Origin of the sequence: Paenibacillus protaetiae, assembly GCF_004135365.1 — a bacterium.
In the GTDB taxonomy this organism is placed as follows: Bacteria; Bacillota; Bacilli; order Paenibacillales; family Paenibacillaceae; genus Paenibacillus_AP; species Paenibacillus_AP protaetiae.
The window spans coordinates 3543639-3567908 of record NZ_CP035492.1; the positions used below are offsets into that span (position 1 = coordinate 3543639).

At 50.0% G+C, this 24270-nt stretch carries 18 protein-coding genes; all 18 read left to right on the forward strand.

What is annotated here, in order from left to right; translation table 11 throughout:
• Positions 1 to 80: 80 nt before the first annotated feature.
• The 18 genes from ET464_RS16380 (at position 81) to ET464_RS16465 (ending at position 24203) form a co-directional block, all read left to right on the forward strand.
• A complete protein-coding gene (locus tag ET464_RS16380) occupies positions 81 to 815 on the forward strand; it encodes a M23 family metallopeptidase (RefSeq protein WP_129442791.1) in 735 nt (244 codons plus the stop codon).
• Positions 816 to 1057: 242 nt separating this feature from the next.
• Complete coding sequence (gene spoIIID, locus ET464_RS16385; RefSeq protein ID WP_129442794.1) at positions 1058 to 1345, forward strand: sporulation transcriptional regulator SpoIIID; 288 nt, start codon at positions 1058 to 1060, stop codon at positions 1343 to 1345.
• Between the two features lie 123 nt (positions 1346 to 1468).
• A complete protein-coding gene (gene mreB, locus ET464_RS16390; protein ID WP_129442797.1) occupies positions 1469 to 2464 on the forward strand; it encodes a rod shape-determining protein MreB in 996 nt (331 codons plus the stop codon).
• Between the two features lie 138 nt (positions 2465 to 2602).
• On the forward strand, positions 2603 to 3469 hold the full coding sequence (locus tag ET464_RS16395) for a flagellar hook-basal body protein (RefSeq protein ID WP_129442799.1): 867 nt from the start codon (positions 2603 to 2605) through the stop codon (positions 3467 to 3469).
• Positions 3470 to 3482: 13 nt separating this feature from the next.
• On the forward strand, positions 3483 to 4319 hold the full coding sequence (locus ET464_RS16400) for a flagellar hook-basal body protein (protein WP_129442802.1): 837 nt from the start codon (positions 3483 to 3485) through the stop codon (positions 4317 to 4319).
• Positions 4320 to 4340: 21 nt separating this feature from the next.
• Positions 4341 to 4634 (forward strand): DNA-directed RNA polymerase subunit beta, encoded by a 294-nt coding sequence (locus ET464_RS16405; RefSeq protein ID WP_129442805.1) that lies wholly within the window; start codon positions 4341 to 4343, stop codon positions 4632 to 4634.
• A gap of 196 nt (positions 4635 to 4830) precedes the next feature.
• Positions 4831 to 5358, forward strand: a complete 528-nt coding sequence (locus tag ET464_RS16410) for a CDP-alcohol phosphatidyltransferase family protein (RefSeq protein ID WP_129442807.1) — start codon at positions 4831 to 4833, stop codon at positions 5356 to 5358.
• A gap of 210 nt (positions 5359 to 5568) precedes the next feature.
• On the forward strand, positions 5569 to 6000 hold the full coding sequence (fabZ, locus tag ET464_RS16415; RefSeq protein WP_129442810.1) for a 3-hydroxyacyl-ACP dehydratase FabZ: 432 nt from the start codon (positions 5569 to 5571) through the stop codon (positions 5998 to 6000).
• Positions 6001 to 6047: 47 nt separating this feature from the next.
• The gene (locus ET464_RS16420; RefSeq protein ID WP_129442813.1) at positions 6048 to 7757 is read left to right on the forward strand and encodes a phospho-sugar mutase; all 1710 of its coding nucleotides are present in this window, start codon (positions 6048 to 6050) and stop codon (positions 7755 to 7757) included.
• A 264-nt stretch (positions 7758 to 8021) separates the two neighbouring features.
• Positions 8022 to 10142, forward strand: coding sequence for a DUF5693 family protein (locus ET464_RS16425; RefSeq protein WP_129442815.1), 2121 nt, complete (start codon positions 8022 to 8024; stop codon positions 10140 to 10142).
• Complete coding sequence (gene csaB / locus ET464_RS16430; protein WP_129442818.1) at positions 10103 to 11260, forward strand: polysaccharide pyruvyl transferase CsaB; 1158 nt, start codon at positions 10103 to 10105, stop codon at positions 11258 to 11260. The genes ET464_RS16425 and csaB overlap by 40 nt, the downstream gene beginning before the upstream one ends.
• Positions 11261 to 11268: 8 nt before the next feature.
• Complete coding sequence (locus ET464_RS16435; protein ID WP_129442821.1) at positions 11269 to 12030, forward strand: WecB/TagA/CpsF family glycosyltransferase; 762 nt, start codon at positions 11269 to 11271, stop codon at positions 12028 to 12030.
• A 104-nt stretch (positions 12031 to 12134) separates the two neighbouring features.
• Complete coding sequence (locus ET464_RS16440; RefSeq protein ID WP_129442824.1) at positions 12135 to 13280, forward strand: glycosyltransferase family 4 protein; 1146 nt, start codon at positions 12135 to 12137, stop codon at positions 13278 to 13280.
• Positions 13281 to 13456: 176 nt separating this feature from the next.
• A complete protein-coding gene (locus tag ET464_RS16445) occupies positions 13457 to 17548 on the forward strand; it encodes an S-layer homology domain-containing protein (RefSeq protein WP_165280034.1) in 4092 nt (1363 codons plus the stop codon).
• 601 nt (positions 17549 to 18149) lie between these two features.
• Complete coding sequence (locus tag ET464_RS16450; RefSeq protein WP_165280035.1) at positions 18150 to 20744, forward strand: S-layer homology domain-containing protein; 2595 nt, start codon at positions 18150 to 18152, stop codon at positions 20742 to 20744.
• A gap of 259 nt (positions 20745 to 21003) precedes the next feature.
• Entirely contained in the window at positions 21004 to 23082 is a 2079-nt protein-coding gene (locus ET464_RS16455) for a hypothetical protein (protein WP_165280036.1), read from the forward strand.
• 88 nt (positions 23083 to 23170) lie between these two features.
• The gene (locus ET464_RS16460) at positions 23171 to 23674 is read left to right on the forward strand and encodes a hypothetical protein (RefSeq protein WP_425271733.1); all 504 of its coding nucleotides are present in this window, start codon (positions 23171 to 23173) and stop codon (positions 23672 to 23674) included.
• A gap of 262 nt (positions 23675 to 23936) precedes the next feature.
• Positions 23937 to 24203, forward strand: a complete 267-nt coding sequence (locus ET464_RS16465) for an alpha/beta-type small acid-soluble spore protein (RefSeq protein WP_129442836.1) — start codon at positions 23937 to 23939, stop codon at positions 24201 to 24203.
• Positions 24204 to 24270: the final 67 nt, after the last annotated feature.

The window sequence follows — 24270 nt, forward strand, 5'->3', positions numbered from 1 at the left end:
TTCAAAGCTTAAAAAATGTTCTATCTCCTCACGTATAAAGCCGTATGTTCTGGCAACAATGGCTAGTGAGGTGATAGAAAATGAATGACAACCAAAACAAACCAAAGCAAGAGTCTCCTAAAACAACTATGGGAGGCGCATCTGCCGCTAACTCTACCAACGGCTGGAAGAAGCTGCTGTCGAAAAGATGGGTAACTCCGGCAGCGTTCATGGTCGCGGCAGCAATTATCGTAACCTTAATGTGGGTCTATCAGGACTCGGACAACAGCAAGCCTACTACCGTGGATCCGACCAATGTTTCTGATGATTCCACAAGCGGGGATCAAGCGAAAGGCGGCTCGAGCGATACGGCTCCGGTTATTACCGGGGATGAATCGATGGCATGGCCGGTACTGAATCGCGACAAGCTGGAAGTAGCGCTTGGATTCTATGACAATAACGCGAACGAAGAAGAACGCGCTGCAGCTACCATTCAGTCAGGCGACACGTTCACACCGCATGTGGGGATTGACCTCGCCGATCCGAAAGGCGCAACGTTTGACGTAACGGCGGCCTTGTCCGGCAAAGTGACAGAAGTGACGCAGCATCCGCTGAACGGCAACGTAGTAGCCATCGACAGCGGCAACGGTCTCGTTACGCTGTACGAAAGCTTGAGCAATGTGAAGGTAGCCGTCGGCGATGAAGTGAAGCAAGGTACGGTTATCGCACAAGCGGGCCGCAGCGACTTGGAAAAAGACCTTGGCGTTCACCTTCACTTCGAAGTCCGCAACAATGGAACGGCCGTTAACCCGGCCGAGCTGATCGAGAAAAAATAATGCCTCGGCGGCAAGTTGCGGCAAACATGCTTCACCAAAAACCAAAGCAGTCATGGCTGCTTTGGTTTTCTTATGGGATAGAGCCAAAGCGGCATTAGCTGCTTTGGCTTTTTTTATTCGGATTTTAAGGGTTTTTTCATGAAAATTTGCATAGAACGGCATGTCAGGCTTGGACATAAAGAATATCTACCCGCGCCCCTCATATAATGTACCAAACTATCTCGAGTAAGGGAGGCGGGAACGTGCACGATTACATCAAAGAGCGAACCATTAAAATAGGCCGCTGCATTGTGGAGACGAAGCATACGGTCCGTACAATCGCTAAAGAGTTCGGCGTTTCCAAAAGCACGGTGCATAAGGATCTGACCGAACGTCTGCCGGAGATCAACCCCGATCTGGCCGACCAGGTTAAGCACATTCTCGAATACCACAAGTCGATCCGCCATTTGCGAGGCGGCGAGGCCACCAAGATTAAATATAAGAAAACAACCGGTAAGAAGCGGGAGGTGCTGGCTGCCGCCAAGGCATGAATTTTTTTCGAGGAAAATAGAGGAAATTCGATTTATTTAGCGAATAATGTTCTTAAGCAGTTTCTGTGTCAACGGAACTAGATGGAAACGTGTACACATTATTCGTCGGAGGACTTTGGGCTTATGTTTAGCAGGGATATCGGAATTGATTTGGGCACAGCCAATGTATCCATCCATGTGAAAGGGAAAGGCGTCGTGCTGGATGAGCCTTCCGTCGTAGCGATTGAAAGCGATACGAAGAAGGTGCTTGCCGTCGGCGAGGAGGCTCATCGGATGGTGGGACGGACGCCTGGCAATATTATTGCGATCCGCCCTTTGCGCGATGGTGTCATTGCTGATTTTGAAATAACCGAAATAATGCTGAAGGCGTTTATCGACCGTGTCGACGGGCGCAGTTGGTACAGCAAGCCGCGCATTCTGATTTGCGCGCCGACCAATATTACGTCCGTTGAGCAGAAGTCGATTCGGGAAGCTGCGGAACGAAGCGGTGCCAAAGATGTTTTTATGGAAGAGGAGCCTAAAGCGGCGGCTATTGGCGCGGGGATGGATATTTTTCAGCCAAGCGGCAACATGGTCGTGGACATTGGCGGAGGTACGACGGATGTGGCCGTCTTATCGATGGGTGACGTCGTAACCTCCTCTTCCCTTAAAATCGCCGGGGACAAGTTCGATTCCGCGATCATGAAGTACATTAAAAACAAGTACAAGCTGCTGATCGGCGAGCGGACAAGCGAGGATATCAAGATCAGAATCGGTACGGTGTATGACGAAGGGCGCCGGTCCGAAATGGATATCCGCGGCCGGGACATGGTGACCGGTCTTCCTCTTACGATTACGATTCGTTCCGAGGAAGTGCGGGAAGCGCTGTGGGACCCGGTAATGTCTATTGTCGCCTCTGCGAAATCGGTATTGGAGCGGACCCCGCCGGAGCTGTCGGCGGACATTATCGATCGCGGCGTTATTTTGACGGGAGGCGGAGCGCTGCTGGACGGGCTTGACGCTTTGCTTGCGGAAGAGCTGAAAGTGCCGGTGCTCATCGCCGAGGACCCGATGCATTGTGTCGTGAAGGGGACAGGCATCCTGCTGGATCATTTGGACAAGCTAGGCAAACGGAGATAATTTGTGCAGGTAGGGTGTCTGGGGGGACATGCCGAAGCGCAAATAAGACGATAGTCCCGGGGGCAGTCTATTTAGACTGCCCTCCGTTTTGCCGATAAATAGTAGAGCAGATATATTCGGCAGGGAGGAATAGCGAATATGCTAAGAGGCTTATATACAGCGGCATCAGGCATGATTACGCAGCAGCGCATTAATGATACGGTTACCAATAATATTGCCAACATGAATACGCCGGGCTACAAGCAAGGCAATGCAGTCAGCCGGGCATTTCCGCAAATGCTGCTTTCCATGACCGGCTTGAACAACGTGGCTCCGGTGCAAGTCGGCAAAATCAATACCGGCGTTTTTGCCGAGGAGACGCCTTTTCTTCAGCTTCAGGGCGATCTGACGCAAACGAACCGCCAGTCGGATTTTGCGCTTGTTTCGGATATAGCGGTTCCAGGCGTTACGTTTGATGCCTCGGGCAAATCGGTATCGCCGGACGGAGAGGTGACGTATCAGCCGCAAGCGTATTTCACCGTGCAGAACCGGGAAGGCGAAACCCGGTATACGCGGGACGGCAGCTTTCAGCTGGACCCGGCAGGCAATCTGGTTACGTCGAACGGTTTTCAGGTTATCGGAGCGAACGGCCAGGGCATTCAATTTCCGGTGGGCGTTTCACTGGATGATCTGACGTTAACGGCAGACAACCGGTTTGTTGTAACGGATACGGGGGAAGATACGGGCATGCAGCTGCTGCTTACCCGCGTGGATAATCCTAACGATCTGGTCCGGGAAGGCAACGGCGCGTTTCGTTACGATGGCGCAGACGGCGGCGCATCGCCGCTGGGCGCAGGCGACAATGCCGAAGTGTGCCAAGGCTATATCGAACGCTCCAATGTGGATCCGACGCAGGCGTCTGTTGATTTGATGACGGCTCTCCGCGCTTATGAAGCGAACCAGAAGGTCATCCAGTTTTATGACGCCAGCCTGGATAAAGCGGTCAACAGTGTAGGCAAAGTATAGGAGGGGGAGACGGATGAACAGCTCGATGATTAACGCGATGACATCCTTGGGCAGCCTGCAGCAGAAGCTGGATGTGCTGGCGGACAATATCGCGAACTCCAATACGGTTGGATACAAACGGAAAGAAGCGTCCTTCGCCGACTTGCTTGACACAGCGTACAAGCAGCCGGACCCGTTCATGAAGCCCGGACGTATGACGCCAAGCGGCTTTAACCAAGGCTGGGGCACGCGTCTTGCATCCATCCAGACCAACTATGAACAAGGCCCGCTGAAGGAGACCGGGGTGGACACCGACCTTGCAATTGAAGGCAACGCCATGTTTCAGGTGGAAGCCGGAGGCGGTCATGCGTATACCAGAAGCGGGGCGTTTCAGTTGACGAGCCTTGCAAACGGTGATACCATACTCGCAACGGAGCAAGGCTACCCCGTTGTGGCACAGGTGCGGGATACGGACGGCAAGTTGATCGACGGACGTATCGTGGTTCCGCCGAACTACAAGATTCAAGTTGCTGCAGACGGCACTGTAACAGGGGAGTCGCCGGACGGCGAGCAGGAGGAGTTAGGCCGCATCAAGCTGATGCAGGTTAACCGTCCGTCCGCGTTGTCCGAAGCGGCTGATAATATGTATGTCGTAGAGCCGGGCATGAATGAGAATGACGTGCTTCAGCAAGCCGAGCCCTCCGCGGATAACGGCATCGCGGTCCGGCAGCGTTATTTGGAACAATCCAACGTCGATCTGTCCAATGAGGTGACGGAGTTAATTAACGTGCAGCGCGCGTATCAGCTTGCTGCGAGGGCTTTGTCCTCCAGCGATACGATGATGGGCCTTGCCAACAATATGCGCGCTTAAGATAGGAGTATGATGATGAGCATGGCAGATGAACGGGCCGGCCGTACGGAAGGCCTTGGAAACCGCAGTGAAGATAACAACCGTCTAAGCAGACGCCAAAGCGAAGCCTCCGAGCCCGAAAAGGCGCGCCGCAGCCCCGCTGTACGAACGCTGTTATGGATTCTTCGCAAAGGGATCGTGCCGCTCATCATGGTCATTATGCTGGCCGTTGGCCTGTATATCGGCTATACCAAGCTGGGCAAAGGATCGTCGGGCGATGTTTTTCACTGGTCCACTTGGAAACATGTTTATGATCTTATATTTGGCGATGCCTGACCGAATAGGTATTGCGCCGCTTGCAAAGCCGCCGAAAGGCGGCTTTTTTGCTGTTGACGCATTAGGGCGAACAGCATGCAAGCGGCGATCGTCAACAACAAACAGTGATAAATGAGAACAGTTTTATTTTTGATAGGGTAGTTGTATAATGATTGGGAACGTTTAGTGGCAGGAAAAAGGTAGAGGAGGTCAACCGATGAATCTGCCAAATACACTTACAGCATTCCGGTTTGTTCTCATTCCGGTATATATCGCTGTGTTTGTAAGCATCGAATATAAGATGGCGGCATTCTTCGTATTGATCGCAGCGGGAATTACGGATATGCTGGACGGCTATATCGCCAGGAAAACGGGGCAAGTTACATATGTAGGAACGATGCTCGATCCGCTGGCGGACAAGCTGATGATTATTACGGTTTTTCTGTCGCTGCTGCTCTCAGGCATGATTTCCTGGCTATCTGCGGCTGCGTTGTTTTTTCGTGATGTGGTAATGATTCTCGGCGGGTTGTATTTTCATTTTACGGGGAGAAAAAACGTCCCTGCGAATTGGATGGGCAAGCTGACGACGGTGCTGCTGTACGCCGCGATTATGTTTGTGTTTCTGGAGGTTTCGTTTGCGAGCGAGTTTTTATGGGTCATTATCGCTTTTTCATTTGTGACGACGATTGTATATGGCGTGTTGTCCATTATTTCGTCCAACAAGCAGCGCGAGCAGAAGGTTTGACATGTGCCGTGCAGACCGATGAGAACAGGGAATATACGCGGAAGGCGTATCATTTCAATCGTAGAAAGAGGCTTGCCGGCGGACGCTTCAGGCCCGCTCGTCAAGCCCCCTTATCTTAACCTTCACAAACTGCAGTTTTGCGAAGGATAAACTTAGTTTCACTATTGCTGGACCATTTTATACTTGTATGCCATGAAAGGAGCAAGCTGAATGCTCGATATTTTGCAAATTCAAGAAATTATTCCGCACCGCCCGCCTTTTTTGCTCATTGACCGGATTTTGGAGGTTGAGCCAGGTGTACGTGCGGTAGGCATCAAAAATGTGACGATGAACGAACCGTTTTTTGTCGGCCACTTTCCGTCCTATCCGGTTATGCCGGGCGTGCTGATCATCGAAGCGCTGGCGCAAGTCGGCTCGGTGGCCATGCTGCTGGTGGAAGAAAACAAAGGCAAGCTGGGCTTCTTTGCCGGCATTGACGGCGTTCGCTTCCGCGGCCAGGTGAAACCGGGCGATACGCTGCGCCTTGAGGTGGAAATTACACGCCTGAAAGGCACGATTGGCAAAGGCAAAGCGACCGCCAGCGTGGATGGCAAAGTGGTTGCGGAAGGCGAGCTTATGTTCGCGTTGTCGGATCCATCCTAAGTAATCGGTTCAACTCAAAAATGAATAGATAGAGGAGAGGAATCATAATGGCAAACCGAAAAACAGCTGAAGAAACGTACCAAGCGTGGCTGAACGACCCGTTGATTGATGAAGCAACCAAAGCAGAGCTTCGCAGTATCGCAGGTTCGGAGAAAGAAATTGCAGATCGCTTCTATCGTGATTTGGAGTTTGGCACAGGCGGTTTGCGCGGCGTAATGGGAGCGGGCACAAACCGCTTGAACGTATACACGGTCGGCAAAGCGACGCAAGGGCTGGCAGACTGGGTATTGGCTCAAACGGCAGGCCAAGCCGCTTCCGTTGTTATCGCCCATGATTCGCGCAACAATTCGCCGGAGTTTGCCCTTGATGCAGCGCTGGTGCTTGCGGCTAACGGCATCAAGACGTATTTGTTCCCGGCGCTGCGCCCGACTCCTCAGCTTTCATATGCGGTTCGTTCGCTTGGAGCAGCAAGCGGCATTGTGATTACGGCAAGCCATAACCCTCCGGAATATAATGGATACAAAGCATACGGCGCAGACGGCTGCCAGCTCATTCCCGAGGATGCGGAGCAGGTCATTGCGGCTATTCAACAAATTGCGGGCTTTGACCAGGTCAAACGCATCTCCCGGGAAGAAGCGGAAGCCAAAGGGCTGCTCGTATGGCTGGATGAAAAAGCAGACGAGCAATATACGGACGTCGTCGCAGCGCAAAGCTTTAATTCCGAGCTGCTGAAAAGCGGGCTGGGCGCAAGCTTCAGCGTCGTGTATACGCCGCTGCACGGTTCGGGTAACCTGCCGGTCCGCCGTGTGCTGGAGAAAGCCGGTTTCAGCAATGTTCACATTGTAAAAGAACAAGAACAGCCGGACGGCTATTTCAGCACGGTGAAATCGCCGAACCCGGAAGAGCGCGAAGCGTTCACAATGGGCATTGAACTGGCGCAAAAGGTAGGCGCCGATCTGATTATCGGCACAGACCCGGACTGCGACCGGATGGGCGCGGTAGTGAAAAACAGCGCAGGCGAATATGTCGTGCTGACCGGCAACCAATCAGGCGCGATTATGGTTCATTATGTGCTGAGCCAGCTGAAGGAACGCGGCCAGCTGCCTTCTAACGGCGTTGTGATCAAAACGATCGTAACGAGCGAGATGGGCGCCGACATTGCGCGTTCGTTTGGCGTAGCGGTTGAAAATACGCTGACAGGCTTTAAATATATTGGCGAGAAAATGACGCAATACGAAAAAACGGGAGAGCATTCTTTCCTGTTTGGCTATGAAGAAAGCTACGGCTATCTGACCGGCACGTATGCGCGCGACAAAGATGCGGTTGTGGCTTCACTCCTCATTGCCGAGGCGGCAGCTTATTACAGCAGCCAAGGCAAAACGCTGTATGATGTGCTGACCGAACTGTATGCGGAATACGGCGTTTATTTGGAGGCGCTGGAATCCCGTACATTGAAGGGGCTGGACGGCGTGCAGCAAATTCAGAGCATTATGCAGGAATGGCGTCTCAATCCGCCGACGGAAATCAGCGGCATCAAAGTGGAGCATGCGCTGGATTACAGCGGCGGCCTTGACGGGCTTCGTCCGGAAAATGTGCTGAAGTACGTCCTTGCTGACGGCTCGTGGTTCTGCCTGCGCCCTTCCGGCACCGAACCTAAAATTAAAGTGTACTTTGCTGTACGCGGCCAGGCGAAAGCGGAAGCAGAGAAGGCGCTTGGCGCGCTCCGCGCTGCAGTAATGGCTCGCGTAGACGGCTGACCGGCTGCACAGCCGGCGGGTACTAACCGCGCGCGTCTATAGATTTCTCATGAAAGGTATCTCCTGATGCTCGTTACGGATCATGCGTTCAGGAGATACCTTTCTTGCGGAAACCGCGGCGGAGCATAATTTTAGTCCGGTTTGACAACATATGGGAGAAGGCGGGATGTGAAGTTTCTCTCAGAATTAATGTGATTTTTAGGTTGAATTGATAAAATGGATCGTAGGCAATGATAAGCGGCTTATGGAATAAGGAGGATTTTTGTGCTTCGCAATTGGCAGCATTGGAACCGGAAAGCCAAACTTTGGCTTTGGATTATTACACTGCTGGGCGTCGCCGCGGCACTGCCGCTGGGCGGCCTCCGCATGCACATGGAGAAAAGCTCCAAGCAGGTGGAATATGTATTTGATTATCGGGATTTGCTTGAAGTTGCAGACTATCAGGCGAATCCGCGCGAGTTCGTAAGCGAACAGCTGGACAAGCTGAAGCAGGCCGGCATCACAACGATGTCTCTGTACGAAAGCTCGCTGAAGGAGCTGTCGCTGGCAGGGCGGCTTACGTACTACAGCTCCAAAGATGAAGCGTCTTTGCGGGGCCAGCTTCCGCCGCAAGGGCAGAACTATACGTACGTGCTGTTTAAAGGCGCAGAGGAGCAAGCTCAAATCGGACCGATCGTCCGCGACGCATTTACCCGCCTGGACATCCCGGTACGGGATTACTCCTTTGAAGGCCGGAGCGGATTCGTAATTGAAACGCCGCTTAATGACGCGATGCTCAAACCGATCAGCTTTGACCCGATGACGCTGGCGGAGCTGAAGCAGGCTGGTTTTCATATTTTGGCCCGTTTCTCGGACCGCGCCCAGCCGTTTGACAGCCAAGCCGTGGACAAGCAGCTTGCCCAGCTGCAGCAATACGGCGTGACGCGCATTTTGTTCGACGGCGACAAGGTGAAAGGGTTCAGCGACCAAGCGGAGCTGCACAGCCTTGATTCGTTCGGCGAGCTGCTGAACAAATACGGCATGGGGATCGTCGCGATCGAGAACCTGAAGAAGCCGCAAGCCGGCTTGAACAAGCTGGCTTACTTGACGGATTACAACGTAACCCGTTTGTATTCGCTGCCGGATAACGACGGCATGGCATTGTCGCCTGAAAAGATTGTCGACCGTTTTCTGCTGGCGGCCAAAGACCGCAACATCCGGATGTTCTTTATTAATGCTACAGCACAGTCCAGCCAGGATAAGGCTGGCGTTGTGAACTCGCTGGCGAATTTGTATCTTTCATTGAAAGGTCCGGACGGCGCCGTTCACCGCCTCGAAGAGGCTGGTTTCAAGCCTGGCGAGGCTCAGGCATTTAAAGTCGACCACCCGTCTTGGGCGAAACCGCTTAGAGGGGTAGTGGCTCTTGGAGCGATTGCCATCATTACGCTGCTTATTTCCGCGTTTATCCCGGGTGTGGCTATTCCGGTATTTATAATCGGCCTGATCGGCGCAGCCGGCTTGTATGTGCTGAACTCCTCGCTCGATGAACAGGCGCTGGCGCTTGGAGCAGGGATATCGGCGCCGACGCTTGCGCTCATTTGGGCGACCAACCGGGTTTACGCGCACACGGAAGGCAAGCTGCGCTCAATCAGCGCAGGAACGTGGACGATGCGAAGCAATGGCGCAGAAGGTTCGGCAGCAGCCGGCCTGAAGTGGCTGTTTGAAGGCATGGGCACGGGCCGCCGGTTTGGCATGGCGGTAAGGCTGTTTATTATGACGGCTTTGATTTCCCTGCTGGGCATTCCGCTTGTATTCGGGCTGCTGAACAACATTACGTACAGCCTCGTGCTGGAGCAGTTCCGGGGTGTCAGCTTGCTCCATCTGGCGCCGATTGCGCTTGTTGCGCTTTATGTGGTGCTTTATACCGGGGATTCCCCGATTCGCCGACTGCGCGGGCTGCTGGTGCTGCCGATTAAAGTATGGTGGGTAGTGGCAGCTGTCATTATCGCTGTAGCGGGTCTCTATTACTTGTCCAGAACGGGCAACAGCGGCGAGGCGTCCTCGCTGGAGCTGGTGTTCCGCAACTGGCTTGAGAATACGTTTGGCGTCCGTCCGCGGACCAAAGAATTTTTGCTGGCGCATCCGCTGCTGCTGCTTGGCCTGTTCTTGTCGCTGCGTTACCGCGCGGCATGGGTGCTCATCATTGCGGGCTCGATCGGCCAGTTGTCGATGGTGGATACGTTCGCTCATATTCATACACCGCTGCAAATTTCGATCATTCGCGTACTGCTTGGCTTAGGCCTCGGCTTTGTGATCGGATGCGTGCTGATTGCGATATGGCTGGTGCTGGAAGGGGTTTGGCGCAAATGGCTGAAAGCGGGCGCGAAAAAGCTTGCCGAATCGTAATTTCCGGCTACTACGGCTTTCGGAACAGCGGAGATGAAGCGGTGCTTCGTTCCATTCTGCTTGCGCTTCAGGAGCAGGGGGAGCAGCTGGGCGTCCGGTTCGAGCCGGTCGTCCTGTCGGCCGATCCGGCGTGGACGGCGCAGATGTACGGCGTAGAAGCCGTACCGCGTATGCATCCGCAGTCGCTGCTTCGCGCGATTCGATCTTGCGATGCGCTGATCAGCGGCGGAGGCAGCTTGCTGCAGGATGCAACGGGCGCCAAGACAATTCCGTATTACACGGGGGTTTTGAAGCTCGCCCAGTGGCTGCGCAAGCCGACCTTTATTTATTCCCAAGGCGTCGGTCCGGTGAACCGCCGGTGGATGGATCCGCTGATTGCCAATGTCATGAAAAAAAGCAAATATATTTCGGTGCGGGACGCCGAATCCGGCAAGCTGCTGGAGCGTATGGGCGTCCCTGCTTCCCGAATCGAGGTTGTACCCGATCCGGTCATGGGCCTGCCGCTGCCTGCGGATGCAGCGGCACACGGCGCAGGAGCGCCGGCGCGGGCGGCGGACAGCGCGCCCGTCGTTGGCGTCTCCTTGCGCCGCTGGCGCAGTGACGGCGCAGATCTTGACCGCGCCGCCGATGCGCTTGCTGCGCTTGCCGCAAGCCGGCCTGTGCGGCTGCGCTTTCTGCCGTTCCATACGCCTGACGATGCGGAAGCATCGCAGTATGTCATGGAACGGCTTAAGGGCCGGCTCGGCGCCGGCAGCGCCGCCGAGCTAGCGCAGCCCGGCGACGACCCGCAGCGTATGCTGCTGGAAGTCAGCCGCTGCGATCTGCTGTTTGGGATGCGGCTGCATGCGCTTATTTATGCAGCTAACCAGCAAGTGCCGATGCTTGGCTTATCCTATGATCCGAAGATTGACCAGTTTTTAGCCCGCCTTGGCCTTACGGCTATTGGCACAACGGAAGCGCTGAAGGCGGAAGCTTTTGCCGCGGAAGCCGGACGGCTGCTGGATGGGCGGGACGATTGGATCAAGGAGCATAGCGGAGCAATTGAGCGTTTGCGGCAGCAATCTCAGCAGCCGGCGAAACAAATTGCAGAGCTGCTGCGTCAAACTATATTGAGGTGATAACCACCATGTCCAGACAGGTGCCAACAGTGCCGATCTACGGCATTCCATTCTCCAAGATGAGCATGGAAGAAACGGTCGATTACTTAACGCAAGCGATTGAGAATAAAGAGACCACTCATGTGATAACCGCCAACCCGATTATGGTGATGGCAGCGGTTGAAAGCCCGGATTACTATCGGATGATGACTACGGCGGAGCTGATCGTTCCCGATGGAGCCGGCGTCGTCTGGGCGGCAAGCCATGTCGGCACGCCTGTGGCCGAACGGGTTACCGGCTTTGATCTGCTGCACAACCTGCTGCAAGTTGGCGAACGCCGCCGCTGGAAGGTGTATTTGCTTGGCACATCGCAGGAAACGATTGAAGCCGCAGCCGAGAAGCTGCAGCTGCAATACCCGCAAGTCCGCATCGTCGGATGGCGGAACGGCTTTTTTGGCCCGTCCGAGGATGCCGAGGTGATCCAGGAAATTCGCAATGCTGCGCCGGACCTGCTGTTTGTAGCGCGGGGCGCGGAAACGCAGGAGCCTTGGATATCCAAGTATAAAAAAGAACTGCAGGTGCCGCTTATTATGGGCGTTGGCGGAAGCTTTGACATTATTTCCGGCAAGCTGAAGCGCGCGCCGGTATTGTTCCAGCGGCTGCGTCTGGAATGGTTTTACCGGCTGCTGCAAGAGCCGAAGCGGTATAAACGGATGCTTGTGCTGCCGAAATTCGTCGTGAAAGTTATTCGCGACAAAGATAAAGTCACAAAACCTCGCACAACTTCTTGAATATCGCGAGAATTGCGTGAAAATCGCTTGAAAACGGGATTGGAGTTTCTTTTTCTGCCGGAGTATAATTCATTTCGGTAAGAAGAAAAGGGGAGTTGCACGAAATGTCTGCTGGAATGCTCTATACGATAGGATTCGTAATAGCCCTTATTATCGCGCTCATTATGACACCGCTCGTGAAAAAGTTTGCTTTTAAAATAGGCGCCATTGACAAGCCGAATCATCGAAAGGTTCATACGCGCATAATGCCTCGTTTGGGCGGACTCGCGATATATATTGCATTTGTAGCTGCATTTTTGCTGCTGCTGCCGTTTATGCCGGGCGACTTGCTTCGTCCGCGGGATATGAACTTGATTCGCGCTTTGTTTACGGGCGGAACGCTCATTATTATATTAGGCGCATTTGACGACCGTCTGGAGCTGTCAGCGAAGCTGAAGCTGGTCGTTCAAATCGCTGCTGCCTGTGTAGTTGTGTTTGGCTTCGGCATCAAAATCGACCTCGTCAACGTTCCGTTTGGCGACGCGATGCAGCCGATTGCATCCTGGGTCAGCATTCCGCTGACGATTATATGGATTGTTGGCGTTACAAACGCCATTAACCTGATCGACGGACTGGATGGGCTGGCGGCCGGCGTCTCCGGCATTGCGATTTTGACCATCCTGATCATGGCATCGCTGATGGGCAACGAAGCGATAATATTGCTTTGCGTGCTGCTCTTAGGCGGTATCGTCGGATTTATGTTCTTTAACTTTCATCCGGCCAAAATCTTCATGGGCGACTCTGGCTCGCTGTTCCTTGGCTTCAGCCTGGCGACGCTGTCCATGCTCGGATTCAAGCAGGTGACGATCGTATCGTTTGTCACTCCGCTGCTGGTCATCGGGGTTCCGCTGTCCGATACGTTTTTTGCAATCGTACGGCGCAAGCTGAACAACCGCCCGATTTTTGAACCGGACAGGGGTCATCTGCACCACCGTCTGCGCGATCTGGGCTTTAGCCATCGCCGCACGGTTCTGATCATTTGGGGCGTTGCTGCGATTTTCGGCGGCTTTGCCATTATCCAATCGGCAGTCGTACAGTCCAGCGCGGCGAACTGGGTGACGTTTGGCGTCATTTGCCTCATTTTGTTCGGCCTGCAGATCGGTGCGGAAATTACGGGCATTGTGGACAAGACACGCCGTCCGGTTATCAACTTGTTCAGCCGTATGCTGCGCATTAAGGTAGACGCGGAGTCTCGCACTCATTCGAAATAATATCATTTGTTTTTGATAGAAGTCCCGGGCTTATTGGCCCGGGACTTTTGTATTTTCTAGCATAAACCGTGAATTTATAAGATTATGAGAAATTCCTCTTTTATCTAAAAAAAGCCCGGCTTTGAACCGATATGAACAATACAAAACCAATACGGGTGAATGGGAGGAACAACGTTTTGAAGAAGAAGCTATTACCGCTTTTACTGACGCTCGCGCTTCTGATAGGGCTATTGCCTTCTATCGGCGCTCTGCAGACCGTTTCTGCAGCGGACACGACTGCTCCATCTGGCGGAAACTACTTCAATTTTCCGAATGAACAATATTCGGCGAGCAATGCGAGAATTACAACGAACCAAAGAGTAACGCTGAACGGTACGATCAACAATGTGGTTGGGAACTCGGTCAGCTACAGTGTATATAATATTACGCTGAACGGCTCCACAGAAAAGGTCGTCAACAAAATCGAGAACCAGGACGATAACATTACGCTGAACAGCAACGCCATTACAGTGACGAATTTGGAGCTGTTCCCCGGCTTGAACAAAATTACGTTCAAAGGCACGCAAGGCACTTCGAGCGTAACCGAATCGATTTATATCGAATACCGCAACAGCCCGATGCTGTACGATTTGCAGGCGACGATCCGCGGCTCGGTGTATAACATTCTGGAAGACCAAACGACGGTCATCCAGTCTGCTTTGTCCCAAGGCAAAACGAAAGAAGATATCGCGATTACCGGTAAAGCGCCGAATGCAACCAAGGTTGCGGTTACGGTTAACGGACGCAGCTATGAATATTCGGTTGCAAGCTCCAGCGACTACTCGTTTACTGCGTCGCCGATTAGCGTGAACGCCGGCAAAAACGTCATTACAATCAAAGTGTACAACAACAGCCAAGTGGTAGAGACGACACGCGAGATTGCCTTTTATAACGGGACGGTAAGCTTCTTTGACCTGCAGCTGACGCATGACAGTGACGGAGTGTCCGTCGATAACGGCGGTGAACTGTCAACGACAACAAACGGCAGCTCGCTGTTCCTTTCCGGCAAAGCTATTATTCCGATCCAGAATGACGGGACCAAGTTCAAGCCGGATGTAACCGATATGGCCAATATCGCCGCCCAGTTTGCATATATCCCGTACGGCAACACATCAGTACCGTTTACTGCCGCCAACATTACGTCCATTGAACCTAGTGTTACGGATATTACGACTACGACCAAGTTTATTACGGTTAATTTCAAGCTCGATTTGGGAGCTTCCAGCGGCTACAGCTACGATACGGCCTACAAGTTCCAGCTTCAGGGCTATAACGTAAACGAGGCGCAATCGCAAATGTCGGACAGCAAAACATTCTATTTGCGCGATAACACGAAAGCGTACATCTATGACGTTAACTATTTGAGCGGCTATACGTCCTCCATGGCTGACAATGCGCTTCAGCTCGAAGCATTGGAAGGCACGGACATTGAAGGCGCCAGCATCTACTCGCTGCCAATGGGCGTAGAGGTGCTGATCGGCAACTACTCGTCGCTTGGCGATTATACGAACCTGATTCAAATGGTGAATGCTGACGGCTCGGCGAACGGAAACGTTACAACGAAGCAAGCGGTCCATACCCAAGTGGTCAGCCGCAACGTAAACGGCGTGCAGCAATCGTTCCTGCGCGTATTCCTGGAAATCAGCAAGCTGCCGACAACGGGAACGCAAACGCTCTATTTTAAATTAAAAAATTCTACGGCAGTGAAAAGCGCTCAAATTACGCTGCTTTACGGACCGTTCGTGAAATATACGGATATGTACGACGGCATGAGCATTGACTTTGATACGACGATGGCGCCGGATAAAGGCGGCATCACGTATATGATGGGACAGCTCGGCAACTTTGCCGGCCAGTTCCAGAACGTGGCCAATCCGGCTGAGCTGGTGTACACGAACACTGGAGCTCCTGCGAAGCCGCAAACGGTATTTTTCTATGTCAACAACGTTGAAATTCCGCTCAAACCCGACGGTACCGACAACAGCAAATTCAGTATTGATACAACGGACGCCAATGTGCTTGGCACCGTGTTTGGCTTGCTTAACCTGACGGGCGAGAATTCGTTTAAGATCGTATTCCGCACAGGCAAAAACAATTTCGAAAGCACGGTAAAAGTAACGATCGTTCCAACGAACCTGCCGCTTATTCCGGCTCCAAATACCGACGGCATCTATCCGTACAGCGAAAGCCGCAAAGCGCCGCTGGCAAACGATCCGAACTTTAAACGGCAAGCTACCATTTTTACAACCAAAGAAGCCAGCATGAACGTATACGGCACCTTTGATTTTATTGATTTGGGCTCCAATTACAGCACGGTCAGCGGCCGAATTACAGATTTGGGCGGCTCCATTAACAATTACATCCTGAATGTTTCGTCTCCTGATCTGGTCGATACGATAACTTGGACGTTAAGCAACGAGTTTACGCTGACCTCCAAAGGCAACCCGATCTCAGGCGATAATACAGTGAATAAAGGACTTGCCGTTAGCGGAATTGAGGTCTTCTACGATGTAGACGGCCAATACTTCTACTTTATTTTGAAAAATCAGCAGCTTCCGAAAGACGGCAGCTCGATGGTATACAACTTTACCGTATTTAACAGCGGCGAAGCCGGCCCGAGAGCAACCAACCGCCTGGAAGTGGATCCGGTAGCCATTCCGTACACGATTTTGTCTCCGGTAACGGAAGAACGCAAGCTGAACCAGAACTTTGTAGATGTTATTATTTCTTCGCCTGGCGCCGATTCGATTCTCATTAATGGCATCGAGGCGCAAAAAGTAACCTATCTCGACTATTCGCAAGATTCGGTTACGCCGGTGCCGATCGAAGCGTACAAAGTACGCGTATCGAATTTGAAGCCAAACAAGGTGAGCCCGATATCGCTTGTAATTACGAGCGCTACGGATAAAATGACCGATCAGTTTAATGTCGATTACGAGCCGGCGAACATTCCGGGCGCACAATTCGCGCAAGTGATGGCAAGCTCCCATAAAGTGTTTGACGGCATGCTTAATTTGAAGTTTGCGAAAAACTCCAAGCTGGTTCGCTCGGATTACAACAGCACAGCCAACAATCAGACGCAAGTTTACAGCGGCAATGAAATTTTGTTTGGCATAGCTAACCCGACGGACGGCGTTCTGAACCGTTATGAGTACCGGACGCAGCCTGCCGATTATTGGTCGGAGAACAGCATTGGCAAATACTATTTGGATGAATTTTTTACAGACCGCTTTATTAAAGCGAGCCCGCTGTTCTGGATTGACGCCGGACAAGCGGATGATGACAGCACCAAAGCGTACGACCCGATTACATACGGGCTCAACCCGTATACGTATCCGGTTGTGCAAGGCGATTCCGATCAGCAGTTCTTCAAGCGTTATGACAACGGCAGAGAACTGATCCCTACTGCGCCGGGCGAACTGACGCTTTCGTACGATTCGAGCATTGCGCAAAGCGCAGGAACCGTCGTTACGGTATTCCGCTATGACCCTTATAATAATATTTGGGAAAACATCGGCGGTGTTGTGGATGAGAAGAAGCATACAATCGATGTGCCGTTTACGAAGTTTGGCTATTATGTGGTAGGCAAGTTAACCTACGGATTTAACGATATCAACGATCATCCGTATGCCCGTGAAGCGATGGAAGCCATTTATGCCAAAGGTTTGATGAATGCAACCGACCCTACAGGCATTTTTGGCGCGGATCAATATGTCACTCGTGGCGAATTTGCCCGCATGATAGTCCGGGCGCTTGACCTGCCGCTGAATTATGAAGGCACGAAGCACTTTATCGACGTGCCGGTCGACAGCATCATTAATCCAAATGCGCTGTATGACTACAGATACATCGAGACGGCGGCCAGAGCCGGTTTTGTAAGGGGGACGCGCCCTGAAACCTTCGAGCCAAAGTCGAACTTGACGCGCCAAGACGCCGCCGTTATACTTGCAAAGGCGCTTAACCTGAAGCTGGAGACAGACGCTACCAAAGCGAAAGCATCTCTTGCTAAAGTGTTCAAAGACGCGGGCAATGCCAACTATTACGCTGTTCCATCGATCGTAGCGATTCAGAAGAAAGGCTTTATCCAAGGATCGCTGATTGACCCTAGCAATCCTAAAGGCGGTTCGGTGTTTGAACCGACTGCGAAGCTGCTCCGCAGTGACGCGGCTATCATTATCGGCAAAGTAATGGCTGATATGAAAAAGCTGCCGAAGATATACGCAAACTGATAGGTTACCCTTACAAAAGAAGGCCGGCCGGATACGCCGGCTTTCTTCTATGAAGTGGAAGAAAGCGCCAGAATTGATGGAAAAAGTTACGCGTCGACGATAAACATGGAGCAAGCTATACTAATTACAGGGTAGGGGTAATAAGCTGGTATAAGGTTTTCTGGAGGCTTGTATTTTTTTAAAAGTATCGTAAATTCCTGCTCATATACATAATTGGACTCGGGGATTTTCTCGGATAAATTAAAAAAATATTTTTTGCAACAGCTCGCAACTTTTTTGTAACTTGTGCGTCTAAGTAACTGACGTCGCGAACATCGTCTGTGATGAATGAAGAGGATGTCGAATAAAGGTACATGAAGTCGAAGCTGGCTGCTAGTCTTTTGGACCTAAGCATTTCCTGTAAAGATGGAATGAATTCTCAACTTTCTCTTTACGGTAACAACTGCCCATTGTATAATATTAAAGTGGCATAGCTTATCTACTATTATTTTCTAGTTTTATTTACGAGTTTCTGCGACATGTTCTTACAGGGTTAAACATGGGTGCAGACATCATTTATATGAATCACTGCTCAAGCTCTGGAAGGGGGGTGAATCGACAGATGAGAGAAACGAGCAACAATTTACAGCAACAAAACTCTCAACAACCGAAGCAATTTAGAGGAGGAGAAAAAAAGGTTATGAAGAAAAAAATAGCTTCCGCTGCAATTGCGGCTTCCATGATCATTCCAATGGCGGTTCCTGCATTTGCTGCTACAACAACGCCTTCTGACGTTGTTGGTACACCTGTTCAATCCGCAGTAGAAGAGCTTACAGCTCTGGGCATTATCAATGGTTATACCGATGGAACTTTCAAACCTGAAAATTCCATTACTCGTGCAGAACTTGCGAAAATCATCGTTGTTGCAACTGGCAACGAAGCTTCCGCTAAGCTGATGCAAAACGTAGCTCCAACGTTCAAAGACGTAAAAGCTAACGAGTGGTACACTGGCTACATCAATGTAGCTGCTGCTAAAGGCTTTATCCAAGGTTACAACGGTGAGTACCGTCCTGGCGACACTGTTAAATTCGAAGAAGTAGCTGCAATCCTGGTTCGCGCTTTGGGTTACAAAGAAGCTAACCTGGGCGGCCAATGGCCATACAACTACATCATCGCTGGTCAAGACGCTGGCCTGTTCGGCGACCTTACGGTTGCAACTGGCACTTCGGCTAACCGCGGCGTAGTTGCTCAAATGGCTTCCAACGCTCTGAACGCTTGGCTCGTATCGTACGACAAAGACGGCGCATTGATCGAACCAGGAACCGAAGGTTCCAAAAAATTGATTTCGAAACTTGGCGCAACTGAAGATGCTACTTTGTTGACTGATTCCGTTGATGATCAAGATCAAATCGTTCTGAGCACTGGTCCTGCTGATGTTGACGACAACTTTATCGTAACTGGCGGCGAAAGCCTGACTGACCTGCTTGGTCACACTGTAACTGTTCTGAAGAAAAACGGTAAAGTGGTTTCCATTACGGATGCTACTTCCAGCTCGAACATTGTTACTGGTAAATTGACTGCAGCTCAAGCTGATATCTTGGACGCTGACACTGTATTGGTAACTAACAGCGCTGGTACTAAACTGACGTTGAATGCAGATGCTGATCTTCACCTGTATGTTAACAACACAGAAGTTGACAGCACTAACGACGATCTGGCTAAGGATCAAAACGTTGTAGTTATTCTGAACAACAAGAAAGTTCAAGCTGTTCTTGCTGTTAACACTCTTTCTAACCTCGTTGTTGACGATGTAGAAGAGTATGACGACTACCTGCTCGTTAATACGAAGTCCGGCGATTCGTACCAAGTAAACAAAAACACAATCGTTACTTTGAACGGCAAAGCTGCTAAAGCTTCTGACCTGAAAGAAAACGACATTATCTCCGTTGTTGCTAATGGCGACGATGCTGATCAAGCTGTAACTCTGACTGCTACTCGTAATTCCGTAACTGGCGATCTGGATGGTCATGAGGAAGTTGTTAAAGGTGCAACTCATACTCATTACTACACAGTTAATGGCAAAGATTACAAATACGTTGGTGCAGCTGCTTCCCTTGATGACAGCAACGTTGACAGCGAGTATACATTCTACCTGAATGCTAACGGCGAAGTTGCTTACTTCGAAGCAGTTAATGCAGCTGATAGCAGCGCATTCGGCGTTGTTTACTCTGTTGAAACTGGCAGCTTCGTAGTAGACGGCCAAGCTCAAGCGACGAACAAAAAAGTAGTTTACTACTCGTTCGCTGATCAAAAGAAAGTAACGGCTTACACAACTGCTGCTAAAGCTGGTGATCTGGCTGAAGGAACACTGACTGAGATCTTCTTTGACGAAGACGGTCTGGTTGACTTCGACGGTCCGAACAACAACAAAACTCCAAAAGTGCTTGATATTGCTAGCACATCGGAAACTGTTTCTTCCGTATCGGCTTCCAGCCTGAAAACAGAAGAAAAAGGTTCTTACACCCTGAACAGCAATACTGCTTACTACTTCGTTAAATACGGTACTGACGGCAAAGTTTCCTCGGTGTCCGCTGCTACTGCAGATGATCTGACGAAGGGTGACGTAGTATCCGTTCAACAAAACAAAGGTACTGCAAGCTATGTACTGATCACTGAAAACAAAGATGCTGCAGAAGATCTGGCACAAGTTCAAGGTCTGTTTGTAGGTACTTCCACGAAGAAAGTTGGCGACACAACTCATTTCTATGTGAAATTGGCTGTGAACGGCACGGTAACTTCGTACGAAGTTACTGAAGCTCTCTACGATGTGCTTACTGATGACACTACTGGCGCAGAAGTTAACGAAGTAATTACACTTCCAGCTGGTTCTGGCGTTTATGATGTAGCTACAAGCCCAGCTGTACCAGTGATTTCTAGCCTCGCGGCTCTGAATGGCGTTGTTGTTGACAGAAATAACAACCAAATCACTGATACTAACGGTACTACTACTGTAACTACTGATGACGTGGTTTACCTTGTAAACTCTGCTACTCAGTACTACGTGATCGATGCTGACGGTAACTACTCGAAATCGACGTTGACTAAAGTACAAGAACTTTCGAAGAAAACTGCTGACTATGACACAGTTGTTGTGAAAACTGGCGAAACTGCTGGTTCCTCGGAATATGCTGGTGTTGTAATCGTAGTTGCGAAGTAATAGTTAATATAACTAATACTCAGCAAAAAAAGGCCACCTCTAGCGGGTGGTCTTTTTTTTGTTTCAATGCTGACGAGAAAAGTTTTTGTTCATGCCATGTTCATATATTTAGGCTAAAATGCAGATATAAGCGGCTCGGGAATTTCTATTATTTTTCTTATACCCTGTGTACGTATTTGAAAATTAAAGAATTCCGAAACATAATGCTTAACAGCAACGTCTAAATATGTAAATCCAATAATACGGAGTGAACTGGAAAATGCAAACAAAACGTCGATTGTCTTTTATGGTCTCAATGCTCCTGATATTCGCTCTTCTTGTTAATGTGGCGCCATTTGTTTCGGCGGCATCCACTTCGAGTGGAGTGAATAAAAAGGTGTACCTTAACGGGAATTCTTATGTTCAATTGACTGATGCAAGTCTAGTACCAAGCACGAACGGCGCGGTAGCCAGCTTTACGTTTACGATGTATAACGCGGGAAGCACTTCCATTAATGTAATTGACTATTGGGCGAGGCTGAAAACAAAAAGTGGAACGAAATATACGTTAACATTGTTGGATAAAGATAAACTGAAGACGGTAAGCCCTAATTCTTCTGCTACTCTTGTATTTTATAGCGAGGTTCCCGCGAGTGTGACGCTGGATAAATTGGTGTTAGACTTTATTAAATTTGATTTCTCTGTGTCTGGATATGAGAAAACAATTGGAGAATTTACGTTTCCGGCAGAATACAGCAATTCTATTCCAGCCGGCGGCTTTAAAACAGTAAAAATCAACAGCTCTAATGTAAATTTGCGTGTGGATCAAATTAATGTCTATAAAGCAACAGATAAATACAATATCAACCTGTCTTATGTGGCCCGTAACACAAGCCAATTTGGCGTTCCGCTGCCGGAATATAATTACTATGTTCAAACTTCGGTAGGTTTATATAAACTGGCCGTTAAAAATACTTCGGATGCCAACACTACATTGGAGCCATCCGTTTTGAATTCAATTCGTTTGACAGGCTCGGTACCGACATCCGTGCCTGCTTCTAATTGGAAGCTTATCATCACCCAAAAACTTAGCGGCGATTCATCGGTTGAATTACCTGTCGGAACGTTTGCAATTCCATTTACAGTGAACAGTAACAGTATTACAACCAAATCGACATTTACGGACGAAGTTGGCACGTACGATGTAGAACTTCAATCTGTCCAGCGTTTCCCATGGAATGATGAAGACAATGTGGTTGCCAAAGTTCTAGTTAAAAACACGGAGTCGGTTTATTTGCCGCTTCCGAGCTTGACGGGCACTTTAATTATTGATGAGAATATTAGTCTAGACAGCCAAGTCATTTCCAACACAGGTGATGTTGGTTTAGCTCCAGGGGCTTCTACTACGATGACTTTTGTAGGCAAGCTGCCATATAGCTATAACTGGAAGAAGCTGAAGCTTCAATTAATGGAAAAGTCTGGTGAAACAACCGCGCAAGTAGCTGAAATAGCCAAAAATGATGTAACACCTATTTATTCAGTACCTAACGGCAGTGTTTATAAGCAATTGTCCAACGGTTCGCAAATGAGTGTTCAAGCGACAGATGTGCGGACGTATTCCGGCGATACGGATGATCTTTTTGCAGCATATCTGGATATTACCAACAATCAGACGCGTAGTGCTTACTTGCCTTATTGGGTGGCTTATTTTAAAGCGGATAACGGCAATTTATATCCTGCAACGGTTGTAAAATCCCCGAATGCGATAAGTCCGTCGAATAAGGATCAAGTAATTGCTTATGCCAATATTCCGCAAACGGTTAATCACAATACGCTGCAATTGTTGATCGGGGAAGCATTCGATAATAACGGACTGCTGAAAAAGGAAGGAACACCAGCTGGTTACATTCGCGCAGTGACATTAGGATTACCTGCAGAAAAAACAGATACAACGCAATATAAGGACTTGAAGGTGGGCCCTTATAATGTGGATCTAAATTACTTTAATGTCTATATTGGTGACACCGGCACACTGGAAATTGATCTGGGCGGAAATGTAGCTCGTGATTATAGTTATGATGCGTTCAGTCAATCCAAGCTATTATTCGAACTTGAATATGAGCCGTCGGGTGATGTGCTTTGGTCGCAGCAGGTAAATCTGGAGAGCAAATCTGATAATGCGATTCAATGGAAAGTCGGAGATAACTATAATTCAATCAGTAAAGATTTGGCACAAACTAAATTTTGGAGCCGATATACACTCCATGTATATGACACTCTGAATGGCAACAAAAAGCTGCTGTTCTCCAAAGATGTGAAATTTTCCAGCATTACTAACTGGTTGGATGGACAACATTAAAAATTTTTCAGAATGTAATAAACTAGTATCTCCCTTTCAAATCTAGTATCTTATATAAAGGTACTAGATTTGAGAGGAGACAATGGAAGTGAACAAACAAGCGTTTCGGATTGGGGCGGCGGTAGTGCTGCTTGGGGCAGGCATCTGGATTGGAACAGGCTGGAACTCCATTATCGAGGCGGATACGAATTCAGCCACTCCCGGTTCTGCTGATGATCCGGTTGTAACGAAAAGTTATGTAGATGAGCAGATTGCCAAGCTTTCCGGCGGGACTTCGAATGGGTCGAGCAACTCGGGCAGCAATAATGAAGGGCAAAGCGGTACGCTTGAAGTTGTTACTTTGCCTAGCGGCAAATTGTTGATTGCTGCTGATGGATCACAAGTCATTGTTCGTGCCGGCAAAGCGGTTGCCTATAGTGCGGATGCCAACGGCCTTGCAGACGTAACCGCTGGCCAAGACTTAACGAACGGTCAAGTGGTTCCGAATAACCATTTGTTATGGTTTCCAAGACCAGGCCGCGGTATTACAACAGATCCTTCCTATACGGGAAGTTTAACGGTAATGGTAAGCGGATCGTACACCATTAAGTAAGCCAAGGTCCTTTAGTCACTTTGTGACACAGTAAAGCAGCGCAACATTGTAAGCAGCCTCAAGTGGATTCAGATGTTTGTCAGCGGTTAAAGGGCAGTTACTCGGCGACGAGAGCTGGCGCTAAGGAACCCGGAACCGCGTTCTGGAATATGGTGAAGTAAACATAATTTGCACCTCCTTACAATACCTTATACGCTTTAGAATGGCCGGATTCGAGCACGATATGGATGTGTTCTTAATTCATATGGAGGTGCTTGAAATCATGAGCCGATCAAATTCGAACAAGGTAGTTATTGAAGGATCCAGAGCAGCGCTTAATCAAATGAAATACGAGATTGCAGCTGAATTTGGCTTAACGACCGGATATGCCGGAGGAGGTATGGATGCTGAATTCGCAGGCGAGCTTGGCTCGGTTGGTGGCGGACAGGTGAACTGGTCCAATTTATCGACACGGCAAGCCGGTTCGGTTGGCGGGGAAATAACAAAACGGCTGATTGCTCAAGCCGAAAAAGTTTTGCACGGTTTATAATACTGCAGCAAGCGTTCTAAATACAGGGGCTATTACGTGTCAGAAAGGCACTTACATTGACACCCTG

Bases quoted from the DNA above. Each gene is read 5' to 3' on its own strand.
- ET464_RS16395 (WP_129442799.1), top strand. From the start codon at position 2,603: ATGCTAAGAGGCTTATATACAGCGGCATCAGGCATGATTACGCAGCAG.
- ET464_RS16380 (WP_129442791.1), top strand. From the start codon at position 81: ATGAATGACAACCAAAACAAACCAAAGCAAGAGTCTCCTAAAACAACT.
- fabZ (WP_129442810.1), top strand. From the start codon at position 5,569: ATGCTCGATATTTTGCAAATTCAAGAAATTATTCCGCACCGCCCGCCT.
- ET464_RS16440 (WP_129442824.1), top strand. From the start codon at position 12,135: ATGTCTGCTGGAATGCTCTATACGATAGGATTCGTAATAGCCCTTATT.
- ET464_RS16455 (WP_165280036.1), top strand. From the start codon at position 21,004: ATGCAAACAAAACGTCGATTGTCTTTTATGGTCTCAATGCTCCTGATA.
- ET464_RS16400 (WP_129442802.1), top strand. From the start codon at position 3,483: ATGAACAGCTCGATGATTAACGCGATGACATCCTTGGGCAGCCTGCAG.
- ET464_RS16420 (WP_129442813.1), top strand. From the start codon at position 6,048: ATGGCAAACCGAAAAACAGCTGAAGAAACGTACCAAGCGTGGCTGAAC.
- mreB (WP_129442797.1), top strand. From the start codon at position 1,469: ATGTTTAGCAGGGATATCGGAATTGATTTGGGCACAGCCAATGTATCC.
- ET464_RS16435 (WP_129442821.1), top strand. From the start codon at position 11,269: ATGTCCAGACAGGTGCCAACAGTGCCGATCTACGGCATTCCATTCTCC.
- ET464_RS16410 (WP_129442807.1), top strand. From the start codon at position 4,831: ATGAATCTGCCAAATACACTTACAGCATTCCGGTTTGTTCTCATTCCG.
- csaB (WP_129442818.1), top strand. From the start codon at position 10,103: ATGGCTGAAAGCGGGCGCGAAAAAGCTTGCCGAATCGTAATTTCCGGC.
- ET464_RS16450 (WP_165280035.1), top strand. From the start codon at position 18,150: ATGAGAGAAACGAGCAACAATTTACAGCAACAAAACTCTCAACAACCG.
- ET464_RS16465 (WP_129442836.1), top strand. From the start codon at position 23,937: ATGAGCCGATCAAATTCGAACAAGGTAGTTATTGAAGGATCCAGAGCA.
- ET464_RS16405 (WP_129442805.1), top strand. From the start codon at position 4,341: ATGGCAGATGAACGGGCCGGCCGTACGGAAGGCCTTGGAAACCGCAGT.